Source organism: Mycoplasma sp. 4044 (assembly GCF_053851695.1).
This window is the reverse complement of record NZ_JBSQBD010000001.1, coordinates 337873-351234: the sequence shown is the minus strand read 5'-3', so window position 1 is coordinate 351234 and position 13362 is coordinate 337873. Positions and strand designations below refer to the sequence as shown.

Genomic DNA, 13362 nt, shown 5'->3' with positions numbered 1-13362 from the left:
TTTTTTGTTTTAGTTTTCTATCAGCTAAATTATTATGAATGAAAAAGCGAGATAACAGCCCAGGAAAAACTAGAATTCCTTCTTTCTGTTTGTTATTCAAAATTAGAGGATGAGCAAAAAAACAAATTCTTAGAAATCTGTAATTTGTATTTCAAGTAAAATTCAGATCAAAAAGCATTTAGAAATCAATTGTGTCTAAATGCTTTTTTATTAACCAAATGGGGTTACGTAAATCTTTTTTATACAAGTTATTATTAAACTTACACTGCAAAAAAAAAAAAAAAATCAGACACTTGCATAAGCGGCGGTGTCTAATTTAATAAAATTATTTGACTGTTTTTTGAGCTATTTTTATAAAGTGCTGTGTGTAAAGTTTCAATCTCGCCTTATATGTTTGAACGTTAGGATTTGTTTGTCAAATTTCATTTGCTGAAACAATTTCTTTTTCAAAAACTTGGTCTAAAAATTTAGTAAAAATTTCTTTATTGTCATCAGTTTGATTTTCTATTTCTTGACGATCTCTTTGCGCTAATTCGACATTTATACACATGTAATATGGTCTAATCTCAAATTGTTTCGATTGAACGTCTTGTTCATAAAACACTATGCATCCACTTGGTTCATTTTCAGCCAATGAGTTTAAAAATGATCTCATTAACTCTACAACTAATTGCGAACCTATGTAGTTGTTTTCTTCTTTTTTAAAGTCTCAGTCATTGTCGGGATAAATGGTTTTATCAAAAATTTCACTACCACTTACAAAGAAAAATGAAGGATCAATGTAAAAATTGGTAAAGTTTTCTTTATCGTACTGGCTAGCATTAGGCACAAATTCTTCAAGAGTTGTTCACTCAGGTTTTTTGTCAAATGCGTCTTTTCGATACAACTGAGTTCACACTGCGATCTCCGGGTTTTTATAAAGCAATACAAAATGATGTGGTTTATTAAATAATGGAATTAAGGCTTTGTTTATAAAAAACATATTGCTCCTTTTAAATAAAAAACCACAAGACACAACACTTCTCGATATGGCTGCTATGTTTCCATCCTGACCAGGTTACAAGGTTATCATTCTCATGGCTTTATAATTATACCACAACCAACATACAAACTGTTTCACATGGACTTTTGTCACTATTTTTAATGTTATACTCTACCAGTAAAAAAGTACTCAAAATGAGTATTATTTGAGTCGGAAAATAAAAAAAGTATCACGCGATTATTTGTGATACTTAATGTTGTTTGTTATAGCAAAAGAACGATAAATTTGTTCAATTGCCATTACTCTAAAAAGTTGATGTGGAAAGGTCATAGGAGAAAAGTTTATTTTCTTGTCAAAATAGCTCTCATCCACTCCATTCGAGCCGCCTATTATGTAGGTTATATTATCTTTCGATGTTACTATTTTTGCAAACTCCTCAGAACTATATTGTTTGCCTTGTAAACTAAAGTAATATATCTCACTATTCTTGGGAATTTTTACCAAGATTGCTTCAGTCTCTTTTTTAATTTTCAATTCAATATTATCTTCTTTAACTTCTTTTATTTCAATCAAGTTAACAGTTGTAAAAAATTTTAACTTTTTTAAATAAGAGTCATAAAGTTTTTGAAAATCTCCAGTTAAAGAACCTACACAAATCAAATTAAGCTTCATTTTTCTTTCTCTTTTGGTCCATGTGGAACATTAACATTTGAATATCTGCTGGATTAATTCCACTTATTCTTGATGCTTGACCAATGGTTGTTGGTCTTACCCTTGATAATTTTTCCTTTGCTTCGTATGCCAAGTTTTCAACTTTAAAATAATCTATATCTTCAGGTATTTTTAATTCTTCCAGACGTTTCATTTTTGCTGCTTGAGTTTGTTGTTTTTCAATATATCCAAACAAACGCACATTGACAGTTAATTCGTTGATATAAGGGAAATTTCCAACAACATCATAAGGATCAACTTCTGGACGTGCCAATAGTTTTAAATGGCTAAGTCCATGTTCAACATTGTATTTTTTACCTAGTTCTGAAGTTGAACCTACAAACGTATTTTTAAGTTCTTGAATTTTATTCTCGATAAGCTGATATTTATTAACTATTTCTTTATATCTTTGTTCTGAAATCATTGAGTTTTCATAAGCGTATTTTGATAATCTTTGATCAACATTATCATTTCTTAGTAACAAGCGATACTCAGCACGAGAAGTTAACATACGGTAAGGTTCAGCTGTCCCCTTTGTGACCAAGTCATCAATAAGTACTCCAATGTATGAATCTGAACGATCCAGATATAAAGGTTCACGATTTTGAATGTAGTTAGCAGCATTTATTCCAGCTATTAGACCTTGCGCTGCTGCTTCTTCATAACCGCTAGTTCCATTAGGTTGGCCAGCACTAAAAAATCCTTGTATTAGTTTAGTCTCAAGATTTCTTTTTAGATCTAAAGGGTTAATTGCATCATATTCAATGGCATACCCATATTTTTGCACTCTAGCATCTTTTAGACCAGGTATTGTTCTAATCATTCTATCTTGTACATCAACTGGCATAGATGTTGAAAGTCCATTAATATACATAATGTCACCGCGATTAGTTTCGGGTTCGAAAAAGATGTGGTGTCCAATTTTTTCCGGAAAACGAACAATCTTATCTTCAAATGAAGGACAATATCTTGGTCCCGTTCCAACAATAAGTCCTGAATACATACTTGATTTGTCTAAATTTTCCAAAACGATTTTTTTTGTTTCCTCAGTAGTATGTGTCATCCAACAAGATGTTTGCTTGTCTAACTTGATTCCACTTCTTGTTGAAAAACTTAATTCATTTTCTTCTAATTGTTCTTCTTCCACTTGACTAAAATCAATCGAATCTGTGTAAATACGACAAGGAGTTCCAGTTTTTAATCTTTGAATTCTGAAACCATATTTTGCTAAATTTTGACTCAAGTTAACATCAGTTCTTTGTCCGTCAGGACCTGATTGTTTAACATCATCTCCTTGCAAGATTCGACTATTCATGTAAACACCAGTAGTCATAACAGCAACGTTTGCATAAAGAGCACCATGTTCTTGAGTTATTACACCTTTTAAAACACCATTGTCAACTACTAAGTCAGTTACTAAATCTTCAAACAAGGTTATATTAGGTTGATTTTGAATATCTTCTAAAATGATTTGGCAGTATTTATCTTTGTCAATTTGTGCCCGTAAGCTTCATACAGCAGGACCTTTTGATGTGTTAAGCATTTTGATTTGTATCATTGCCATATCAGCAAAATACCCTTGCATTCCTCCAAGGGCATCGATTTCTCTTGTTATTATTCCTTTTGCTGAACCACCAATTGAAGGATTACAAGGCATCATTGCCAATTTTGTTCTATCTAAAGAAATTAAAGCAACTTTTAGATTGCGTTTTGCCAACGCATAAGTTGCTTCAATTCCTGCATGACCGCCACCAATAACGATGGCATCAAACTTGTTATTCATTTTCTTTTTTGATTTCTGCCAAAATCTTTTCGATTCTTTGTGCTTTAGGTTCCACTGTATCTAAAGAAAAAATTAACTGTGGAACTTTGTAATATTTTCAACTTTGAGCTACGACACTTCTTATAAAAGGTGTCATTGCTTGCAATTTTTCATAGTATCTTTCTTTGTCTTTGAACAAAGTCACATACACTTTTGCATGTTGATCATCATTAGATAATACCACATCATTGATTGCAACATTTGTCACATCAAAGTCTTTAAGTTCTAGTAGAGCATTACTTACCAATTGAGTTAGCAATGACTCTTTTCTTTCGTGTTGTATTTTATTCATCTTCAACTAATACGTCCTCGTAAAATTTTAATGTATCATCTACTTTAATCATATCAAAATCTTTGATATGGGTACCGAATTCAAACCCATTATCAACGGTTTTTACATCATTTTTTTCTTTTTTCAGTGAGTCAATTACACCTTTATAAACAACTTTATTATTTCTAATTACTTCGACTTTTGAATTTGCTTTTACTTGCCCTGATAATACTTTGCATCCTGCTATGTTTCCAACTTTTGAGTAGTAGAAAATTTGTAAAATAATTGCTTCAGCAATTTGTTTTTCTTCATAGACAGGTTCTTTTAACCCTTTTAGTTTTGCTTCCAATTCATCAACAATCTTGTAAATAACATTATGTAATTTAACTTCTACACCTTTTTGATCTGCAAGAGATTTAACGCTTTCATTAATCGACACATTGAAACCATAAATAATTCCGTTACATGTTGAAGCAAGTGTTACGTCAGCTTTTGTTACATCCCCGTTTGATGCTTGGATAATATTTAAAGTTGCTTCATCATTTCCTAGTTTTGAAAGAGCGCTTTTAATTGCTTCAGCCACCCCTTGAACGTCAGTTTTAATAATTACGTTAACGATTTTTTTGTCACCATCAGCAACAACAATATTTTTTTCGCTTAATTCTTTTTGCTTATCTAAAAAAGCTTTTTCTTCAGCTAGTTTTTTAGCATATTTTTCGTCGCTCAGTCCAACAAATTTGTCCCCAGCTGAAGGGTTTTTGTTTAGTCCAGTAATAACACAAGGCATACCAGGGGTTGCTTTTTGAATTTCATTTCCTTCGCTGTCTGTCATTGAACGAATTTTTCCATATTGTGAACCAGCAACAATAAAATCACGAGTTAACAATGTACCATTTTCAACGATAACTGTTGCAACCACTCCCTTACCTTTATCTAAACGCGATTCAACTATTGTTCCAATTGCTTCACGGTCGAAATCAGCTTTTAATTCCAACATTTCGCTTAAAACAAAAATAGCATCAAACAATTCGTTAATTCCTTTACCCTGAAGAGCAGAACCATACACAAATTGAACATCTCCTCCTCATTCTTCAGAAACAACATCATTTTCAGAAAGTTGTGCTTTAACTTTTTCACCATCAGCATTTGGCTTATCCATCTTGTTAACAAAAACAATCATTGGAACTCCAGCAGCTTTTGAGTGTGCTATCGCTTCTTTTGTCTGTGGTTTTACCCCATCGTCTGCAGCAACAACTAAAACTACAATATCTGTAACTTTAGCACCCCTTGAACGCATCTCAGTAAATGCTTCATGTCCTGGTGTGTCAAGGAAAGTGATTTTTGAATTGTTGTGTGTTACTTGGTATGCTCCAGTGTGTTGAGTAATTCCCCCAAATTCAGTTGAGATAACATTTGAGTTTCTAATTTTGTCAATCAGTGTGGTTTTCCCATGGTCAACGTGCCCCATTATTGTAACAACCGGTGGGCGTTGTGTAAGTTTAGCCCCTTCATGACTAATAACCAATGAGTCAACAACATTTTGGGCGTTAACATTTTCACTTTTGACAAAGTCATAGTCAAATTCTAAACATAGTTCAGCAATTTCTTCTTCAGTTAATGATGTGTTCAGCGTTTTAGCAATACCCTTTTTGAAAAAGTGCATAATAACATCATTTGGTTTGATTGATATTGACTGACTAAAGTCCGAAATAGTCATTGGTCCAGTAAAGTAAAAAACACCATCTTGCAACTTTATTTCAGCGTTTTTTAAATGACTTTTTACGTCTTCTAAATTTGATTTTCTTTTTGTTTTGCAAGCCATATTTTCACCTCTTCTTCTAGTTGTTTATAAATTTCTTGTTGAATGTTCATTCTAAAGGCGCGATTTAGGTATTTACGACTAAACATTGTATTAATAGTTTGTTCGTCGTTTAAACAATATCCTCCTCGACCTCCTAATTTATGTTCAGGATCAAAATGAAACGTATTATCTTTAAATTTGGCAAATCTTAACATTGAGTTTGCACTATATACTTTATTGTCAACGCAATTTTTGCGTAAAACTGTGTCTTTTTTCAATGTTAATCTCAGTCCTCGTCGTCTCAGTTAATGTTTTCAAGACCACTAGCTAAATCTTTGTCAACTTTAAAGTCTTTCATTTTGGTTTTGGTAATTTTTTCATAATCTTCAGAAGGTTGTTGTTTTTGTTTTGAGTAAACATCACTATCTTCTTTTTCATCTAGCACCATTGATTCTTCTTCATTTTGCATTTCATCTAGATAGTTTTTAATCATGTCGTCGCTAATGAAATCTGTGTTAGCATTCATTTCCATCAATGCTTTCTCAAAGTCATCATTTTGGTAGCTGTCCATTTCTGAGTGGAATTGAGCAATTTCAGACTCTCACATTTTGTCAATGTTGAAGTTTTCGAATTTTCTTTGTGATTTTTTTTGAACAGAAGCTTTAGTAGGAACACTAACTTTCAATCTGTGTCCTCTTTCAAGTTGTTCAACTTCTTCTTGTGTAATGTTCCCGTTTCACTCAAAATGAATTCCATTTTCAATAGCTATACTCTGTGAAATAACATTGATTTTTGACTTAGTTAATTCAACAGCCAAAATAACATTGTTTCCTTTTCTTCCGATTGCAAGGGTGTGTTGGCGATCTGGAACAATTACATCAAAAGCTTGCATTGTTTCAGTATCAAGTGATTCATTTCTAACAACATCAATAACTCTTGCTGGTGTCAAAGAATTAATGATGTATTTTTTAATGTCAGAACTTCAAGCAACGATTTCGACTTTTTCACCATTAAGTTTTGATTCAATACTTTGAACTCTATTTCCATCTGGTCCAATCATTGTTCCTACCGGATCAATGCTTGCATCTTGACCTTCGGCCACACGCACTGAAATTTTCGATCTAATTCCGTATGTTCTAGCAATGTCCACGATTTCAACAATTCCTTGTGATAGTTCAGGAATTTCTTCACGTAGAATTTTTTCTAGGATTGCTCTTTCAGAACCAGAGATGATTACTTGTGCGTTCTTAGACTCTTCTAAAACATCAATAATTACAACATCCATAATAGTTCCTACTGGAACGTTGTGAATGTAATTTCCTGATTTAGGCATGAACGCTTCAGTCCCATCTTCCAAAACAAATAAGTAAGATTTGGATGTCTTGGTTTCCAATCTTGCTTTGATGATTTCACCAATTTTTGGGAAGTATTTACGATATACTGCTTGTTTTTCTCATTCGCGAATGCTTTGTAAAAATAGTGAACGAATTTGAGTATAAGTTTTTCCTGAAAAACGGTCAAAGTCAACTTCTTGACTCATAATATCATCAACTTGTGCATTCGGATTGATTAAACGAGCTTCAGACAGTGGAATTTCACAACTTGGTTCATAACCTTCTTCATCTTCACTCAAGTGACTTTTATCAACATTTGGAACAACGTATTTTGTGTGGTTGATTAACTTAAATTCTTTATTTTTTTGGTCGAAAATAAATTCAAGTTCTGCATCTGCATCAAAATTCTTTTCAAAAATCTTGGTAATACAGTCTTTTACCATTTCTTGAATTTCAGATTCAGGAATGTTTTTAATATTTGACAAATCCGATAATTTTGTATAAAAATTGTTTGACATAAGGTCTCCTATTTTTTAATATCTATAAACTTTTCAATGTTTGTAATGTTAGTTTTATCGATAAGAATTTTTTGCATTCTTCCTTTGTTATTTTTAATTGCTAATAATTGCATTTCTTTAATTTCAACTAATTTTACGACTATTTTATACTCATTAAGGTATGGCTTTGACAATGACAAAACTATTTTTTGGTCAATGTATTTTTCTAGGTCATCTTTTGTAATAGTTAAATTATTTCCGCTTGAAAAAATATCTAAAACAAAAGATTCTGAGTCAAAAGCATCAACAAAAGTATTGATTTGTGCACTTATTTCTTGAACCTGCTCAAAATCCGACACATTCAGCTCAATGTTTAGCACTTTTTGGCCTTCACGATTTTCTCAATATACTTTACTTATTACATTGACAAATTCTTGTTTTAATTTTTCTATCATTACCGCTCCTTAAAAGTGTAAAAAGGCCTGCCATTGCTGGCAGCCCTTTAAAAAATATTTTCAAAATTAGGCTCTATTATTATAACAAATTTAATTATGACTTTTTGCCAAAGGTTTCTTTCATCTGTCTATTAACATGAAAATCATTTGAATTCCATAAATTACTAGTGATGCTGATTGTCACACTGTAGCTATAACAATAGGTAAAATTGACTTGTTTTCAACTTGTAAAATGTGTATTTTTGAAGCTCAGAAAATGATTCAAAAAACGTTATTGAAAACAAAAAGCATGATCATATAAATACTTACACCACCAAAATCTCTATTTTTGAAGCTAAGAATAAGTTGTGGCATGAAAGCAAAGGTTGTAAACACTGGTACGATGGCACCTAGAATTGTTGAAACTGCTGTGTTTTTGATTGTAACATCAATTTTGTTAATTCTTTCATCGTTTAGAACACACAAGATAGTTATTGCGATTGAAGCTAAAACAAAAACTCCTAGAATTGTTGAAACATTAAACAACTTTGCTTTTGAATGTTTTTTCGACCCACTATGGTCGTATTGATAATAATATAAATAAAAAACTGTGAATGAATAAATAATGATTGAAATTAAGTTTGCTACAGCAGTCTGTAAAAGTGATCCTGGTAAAAATGTACCAAGAACTACTCAAGCAAATAAACCGAAATAAAAGATTCAAAATGAAACAAAACTAACATTTCCGGTTCTTTTCTCTTTTAAAAGTTTGATTAATTGGGGAACTCCTAATAAGACTGTAACAACTGCTGCAAATCAACCAAATACTTCACCGGCATTTATTAAGTGTTGATTTGTTGTCATACATAAAATTTTAACTTATTTTGGTTAAAAAACAACTTATTGAGTGTATATTTTAAAATAACAATATGAACTCAAAGGATAGAAAATGAAGATAGAAAAAAGTGCTGGTACATTGTGTGTTTTCTTGGCTAAAAAACCTAAGATTCTACTAGTCAAAAACAAAAATAAGTCCTGAGGATTTCCGAAAGGACATCTAGAAGGTAGTGAAAAAGCTTATCAAGCAGCAACAAGAGAAACTAAAGAAGAGGCAAATATTGATGCTAAATTAATAGAAAAATTCGCGATCAGCCAATACAACCTTCAACCAGATATTATGAAATTTGTGTACTGATTTGTAGCTACCAGCAACAGCAATAAAGCAAAAAGAAATCCAACTGAATCTTTGGCTGCTAAGTTTGTTTCTTTTAAAAAAGCCAAAAAAATGTTGACACACGAAACAGATAGAAAACATCTTCAAAATTTTGTTTCTTTGTTTGAAAATCAACGAATTGAATGAAATAAAAAAAGCGATATTGAATCGCTTCTTTGGGATTGAGAGACAAATTAGTCTTTTTGCAATCTAATCAAGGCATTAATGTAAATCTCTAAATCTTGTTTCATTTCGTCATATGTGAAGACTTCGTTTGGTGCATGCATTAGCTCCATTTTAGTAGTAGCACCAAAAGCAACACAATTTTCAAATGTTCTTGCATAAGTGCCGCCACCAATCGCTATTGGTTCTGCGCCTTTATCATCTGTTAAGTCGCGATAAGTTTGAATTAGTGTTTGAATTAATCAAGAATCTTTAGGAATATATTTTGCATTTTTATATCCGACCATTTTAAATTCACATTGATAATTATTTTTGTCTAAAAATTCAAGCAAGTCTTTTTGCACTTGATCAGCTTTGATAGTAGCGGGTACACGCATGTCAAAACCGATTGAAACATGGCCATTGGAAGTTCTTAAAAAAGCAGGATTTGATGTCAAAAGCCCGCTGTCATCTTGATAATTTTGAAAAATGTTCGACATTGAAAAATCACTATTTTGGAAGTTGTTGAACATGAATTTAAAAAAATCGTTTTTTAGAGCTTGTGATTCGTTTTTAACTATTGCTTTAACGAATTTTAATATTGCATTGTCGCCCGCATAAGGAGTAGAACCATGTCCTGCCACACCCTTGACAATTAGCTCAGTATCACTTTTTAAAATAACATCCTTTTTGTCGAAATAATTAGCAATTTCTTTTGCTCTATTTGAATGTAGTTTTAAGGCGTCAGGAATTTGGTTGTAAACCTCACCTGCTTCAAGTACAAAATCATCATATTGGCTAAAAATTAAGTCATAATCAAAAATAAGCTTTTCAGCAAAAATAATAGGTCATTCACCATCTGGGGTATAACCTAGATCTGGTGCGCCAAAATCTTGTAAATAAAATTTCATGCTTTCCATTGTTGTTTCTTCACTCAGTCCAAAAATCACTCGTATTGAGTACTTTTTGTTCACCAAGTTGTTATCAAGTAAGTATTTTAGAGTATACAAAGTGATAATTGTTGGCCCTTTGTCATCTAAAGTTCCTCTTCCGAATATTTCATTTTCTTTTATTAGTGGTTTAAAGGCTTCACTTTCTCATTGACTATTGTCACCACTTGGAACAACATCAAGGTGACATAGGATACCAATTAAAGTTTCACCATTACCAATTTGTGCATAACCATAACGATTTTTACTATCTTTGTGGGTTTGAAAACCAAAAGATTTTGATAAATTTAAAACATAATCTAAGACTTTATCAACTTCTTTACCAAAAGGGTATTGACTAGTTAAATCAGACGCTGAAATCGAAGGGATGGCGCACACGTTTGCAATGTGTTGCACCATTTCTTTGAATTCTTTTTCTGTTTGTTTGTAACGCATTATTTTGTTCATATCTAGACCTTTCTATCTATGTTGTTATAATTTTATTACAATTTGTAATAAAGGAGTTGACATGAAATACTTTGATGTCCATACACACCCATTTTTAGAATATTATGAGGATCCAGAGCAAGTAATTTCTTCGTGATTTAAAGAAAATATGAAATTAATGTTTTTTGTAGGAGTAGATGAACCTAGTTCAAAAGAAGTTGTGAAAATGATAGAAAAATTTGACAATCTTTGAGGCATAATCGGCATTCATCCAAACGAGTCACATGGTGCAATTGATGGTGAAATTATCGAAAAACTTTTAACTAAAAAAATTATTGGAATTGGTGAAATCGGTCTAGATTATCACTATGACAACACTCCATCAAAAGAAATACAGTTAGAGTCTTTAAAAAGTCAGGTTGAAGTTGCGAGAAAACACAATTTGGTTGTTATGTTACACATCCGCGATGCTATGGAAGATGCCATCCAATTTGTGTCCCAAGAGCAATATAAGGATTTAACTTTTGTGTTTCATTCGTACAGTGGAAATGCAGAAGAAACAGAAAAATTATTGAGACTAAACAATGTATATTTTTCAATTTCTGGAGTAGTAACTTTCAAAAATGCCAAGTCACTACAAGAAGCAGTAAAAATGATACCAATAGACAGAATTTTTACTGAAACTGACACACCTTATCTTGCACCAACTCCAATGCGCGGTAAAGATAACATTAGTCCTTACGTTATGTATACAACTAAATTTATAGCTGCTATGAAAAATGTGAGTGAAACCACCTTACTAAAACAAATTGAAGAAAATATAGAGAAAGTTTTTAAAGTACATGCAAGTTAAAGCAAAAAAATCATTAGGGCAAAATTTTTTAATTGATAACAACATAATCCAAAAAATAGTAAATGCTGCTGATCTTAAAGATAAACAAGTCATAGAAATTGGTCCAGGTCAAGGTGCAATTACTGAATTAATTGTAAAAAAGGCAGCAAGGTTGACTGCTTTTGAAATTGACAAGGACATGATAGAAATTCTACAAAACAAAATAAATGATGATAACTTTATTCTCAAACATGAAGATTTTTTAAAAGCTAATCTTGAACAAATAGGAAACAATAATATCCTGGTTGCCAACATCCCTTATTACATAACTTCTGATATTTTGTTTAAAGTTTTCGAGAATGTTGAAAAATTCGAAAAAGCAATTATTATGATGCAAAAAGACGTGGCATTAAGGATCACTGCAAATCCAGGTTCAAGTGAGTATTCAAAACTTAGTGTTTGCTGTCAATATCTATCAAAGGTAACAAAACTTTTTGATGTCTCACCCACTTGTTTTATTCCTGCACCAAAAGTTTTTTCGAGTGTCGTGGAATTTGATTTCAATAAAATTGACTGAGAAAAGACTGAACCATTTTTCGATTTTGTTAAAAAATCGTTTGCTTTTAGAAGAAAAACACTTCTTAACAACTTAATGATTTATTATGATAAAAACAAAATAATTGCAGCGATAGAGAAAAATAATTACAAATTGACAGTTCGCCCACAAGAAATTAACGTGTCAGATTATGAATCTCTATACCTAGAGTTAACTAAAAAAGAGACTAGCTAAAACATAATAGCTGGCCTCTTTTTTTTAGTTTTTAATTAAGTTCTTTAAGTATTCCTTGTACATCAATTGATACTTTGTCTTTGTTTGCTTCAATAAACAAGTTTACTAGTGAAGGGTAGTCGATAAATGGATTTCTAATTGCGTTCCCATTAACTTCGTATGTTGCATTATTTCTGTCTACATCAAATTTATCAACTGGATCAGACTTAGATCATTTAACCATTAATTTTAAATAATCTTCAGTAAAGAATGGGTAAACATTGTCTTCTCTAAATACCTTAATTCCATTTTTTTCTTTGTCAACTGTTTTAGCTAATTTACTGTATGAAACCACTGTATATAGGTAAATTCTAGCAATGTCACCTTTGAAAGCATCAATGGGTTCGAAGACTGTGTTACCATTTTTATCTTTTCCTAATTTAGATCCATTTCTAAAAGTTTTGATAACTGTAACAACTTCACCATAAGGATAGTTTGCTCTGTCTTTATTTACTTCAATATCTGTAGGTCAAACCATGTTGAAATCATAGACTAGTGGGGCTTGTCTATTGAATCATGATTGTGGAATTGTGTGCTCACGATTAAATCCTAAACCTTCACTACCGCCAGTACTGTGATCTTTGAAATTTAGTGGGTATTCATAAGGGTCTGAACCTGTTGGGTTTTCTGAATAAATATCTAATAATGTATTATCTTTTTCATAATACTTGTCAACAAAAATCTTTGCAACCTTGTCTCAAGTAACAACTTGGCTTATAGTCTTGTTCGCAGGTAAATTTTTAGTCTTTTCTTCCTGTAAAGTGATTAATGCGTTTAGAAGGCTTTCGCCACTTTTATCTTTTAGTGAGTCGTAATAGTCACTTGCAGCATATGTTGGTTTAAGACCTTGAGTTAAAAAAGAATCCATTTCTACTTTTGGAGTAGTTTCGGGATTTTTAACTGGAGTTTTATCAGTCTCTGGATTTTTATTAACACATGAAATTGTAACAGCGGGCACTAAAGCAGTTAGTGAAGTCAATGCTAATGAACTAATAAAAACTTTGAATTTATTTACTTTTTTCATATCATCCTTAAACAAAATTTAGTATGTACCTTTCAAAATAAGGGCACTATTTAATTATATAGAGCAGTGTGTGA

At 31.7% G+C, this 13362-nt stretch carries 14 protein-coding genes and 1 other RNA gene; 3 read left to right on the top strand and 12 right to left on the bottom strand.

Translation table 4 applies throughout. The annotated features are described in order from the left end of the window. Nucleotides 1-325: 325 nt before the first annotated feature. The 10 genes from ACWXVN_RS01575 to ACWXVN_RS01530 form a co-directional block, all read right to left on the bottom strand. Nucleotides 326-982 carry a hypothetical protein gene (locus ACWXVN_RS01575; RefSeq protein WP_455978892.1) on the bottom strand — a complete coding sequence of 219 codons (657 nt, stop codon included), beginning with the start codon at nt 980-982 and terminating at the stop codon, nt 326-328. 9 nt (nt 983-991) lie between these two features. Next, an RNA gene (ffs, locus tag ACWXVN_RS01570) (signal recognition particle sRNA small type) lies at nt 992-1088 on the bottom strand. Between the two features lie 131 nt (nt 1089-1219). After that, a complete protein-coding gene (locus ACWXVN_RS01565) occupies nt 1220-1654 on the bottom strand; it encodes a 23S rRNA (pseudouridine(1915)-N(3))-methyltransferase RlmH (protein WP_455978891.1) in 435 nt (144 codons plus the stop codon). Further along, the gene (gene mnmG / locus ACWXVN_RS01560; protein WP_455978890.1) at nt 1644-3476 is read right to left on the bottom strand and encodes a tRNA uridine-5-carboxymethylaminomethyl(34) synthesis enzyme MnmG; all 1833 of its coding nucleotides are present in this window, start codon (nt 3474-3476) and stop codon (nt 1644-1646) included. Before mnmG ends, ACWXVN_RS01565 begins: the two co-directional genes overlap by 11 nt. Beyond that, on the bottom strand, nt 3469-3807 hold the full coding sequence (gene rbfA, locus ACWXVN_RS01555; RefSeq protein WP_438341463.1) for a 30S ribosome-binding factor RbfA: 339 nt from the start codon (nt 3805-3807) through the stop codon (nt 3469-3471). Before rbfA ends, mnmG begins: the two co-directional genes overlap by 8 nt. Then, nucleotides 3800-5608 carry a translation initiation factor IF-2 gene (infB, locus tag ACWXVN_RS01550; protein WP_455978889.1) on the bottom strand — a complete coding sequence of 603 codons (1809 nt, stop codon included), beginning with the start codon at nt 5606-5608 and terminating at the stop codon, nt 3800-3802. Before infB ends, rbfA begins: the two co-directional genes overlap by 8 nt. Beyond that, nucleotides 5575-5865, bottom strand: coding sequence for a YlxR family protein (locus ACWXVN_RS01545; RefSeq protein ID WP_455967676.1), 291 nt, complete (start codon nt 5863-5865; stop codon nt 5575-5577). The genes infB and ACWXVN_RS01545 overlap by 34 nt, the downstream gene beginning before the upstream one ends. Nucleotides 5866-5867: 2 nt before the next feature. Further along, nucleotides 5868-7439, bottom strand: a complete 1572-nt coding sequence (nusA, locus tag ACWXVN_RS01540) for a transcription termination factor NusA (RefSeq protein ID WP_455967675.1) — start codon at nt 7437-7439, stop codon at nt 5868-5870. Between the two features lie 8 nt (nt 7440-7447). Next, nucleotides 7448-7873, bottom strand: a complete 426-nt coding sequence (locus tag ACWXVN_RS01535) for a hypothetical protein (protein WP_455978888.1) — start codon at nt 7871-7873, stop codon at nt 7448-7450. A gap of 90 nt (nt 7874-7963) precedes the next feature. Next, nucleotides 7964-8716 carry a PQ-loop domain-containing transporter gene (locus ACWXVN_RS01530; protein WP_438341468.1) on the bottom strand — a complete coding sequence of 251 codons (753 nt, stop codon included), beginning with the start codon at nt 8714-8716 and terminating at the stop codon, nt 7964-7966. Between the two features lie 85 nt (nt 8717-8801). Here ACWXVN_RS01530 and ACWXVN_RS01525 point away from each other — a divergent pair, with 85 nt between their 5' ends. Further along, nucleotides 8802-9263: an NUDIX domain-containing protein gene (locus tag ACWXVN_RS01525; protein WP_455978887.1), complete on the top strand. Its 462-nt coding sequence runs from the start codon at nt 8802-8804 to the stop codon at nt 9261-9263. Here ACWXVN_RS01525 and ACWXVN_RS01520 read toward each other — a convergent pair. After that, the gene (locus tag ACWXVN_RS01520; RefSeq protein ID WP_455978886.1) at nt 9260-10624 is read right to left on the bottom strand and encodes a Sapep family Mn(2+)-dependent dipeptidase; all 1365 of its coding nucleotides are present in this window, start codon (nt 10622-10624) and stop codon (nt 9260-9262) included. The two genes, ACWXVN_RS01525 and ACWXVN_RS01520, sit on opposite strands and share 4 nt — an antisense overlap. Nucleotides 10625-10685: 61 nt before the next feature. Here ACWXVN_RS01520 and ACWXVN_RS01515 point away from each other — a divergent pair, with 61 nt between their 5' ends. Then, nucleotides 10686-11456, top strand: a complete 771-nt coding sequence (locus ACWXVN_RS01515) for a TatD family hydrolase (RefSeq protein WP_455978885.1) — start codon at nt 10686-10688, stop codon at nt 11454-11456. Further along, nucleotides 11446-12225, top strand: coding sequence for a 16S rRNA (adenine(1518)-N(6)/adenine(1519)-N(6))-dimethyltransferase RsmA (gene rsmA, locus ACWXVN_RS01510; protein ID WP_455978884.1), 780 nt, complete (start codon nt 11446-11448; stop codon nt 12223-12225). Before ACWXVN_RS01515 ends, rsmA begins: the two co-directional genes overlap by 11 nt. Before the next feature lie 31 nt (nt 12226-12256). Here rsmA and ACWXVN_RS01505 read toward each other — a convergent pair whose 3' ends face one another. Further along, nucleotides 12257-13288: an endonuclease gene (locus tag ACWXVN_RS01505; protein WP_455978883.1), complete on the bottom strand. Its 1032-nt coding sequence runs from the start codon at nt 13286-13288 to the stop codon at nt 12257-12259. Between the last annotated feature and the right edge of the window lie 74 nt (nt 13289-13362).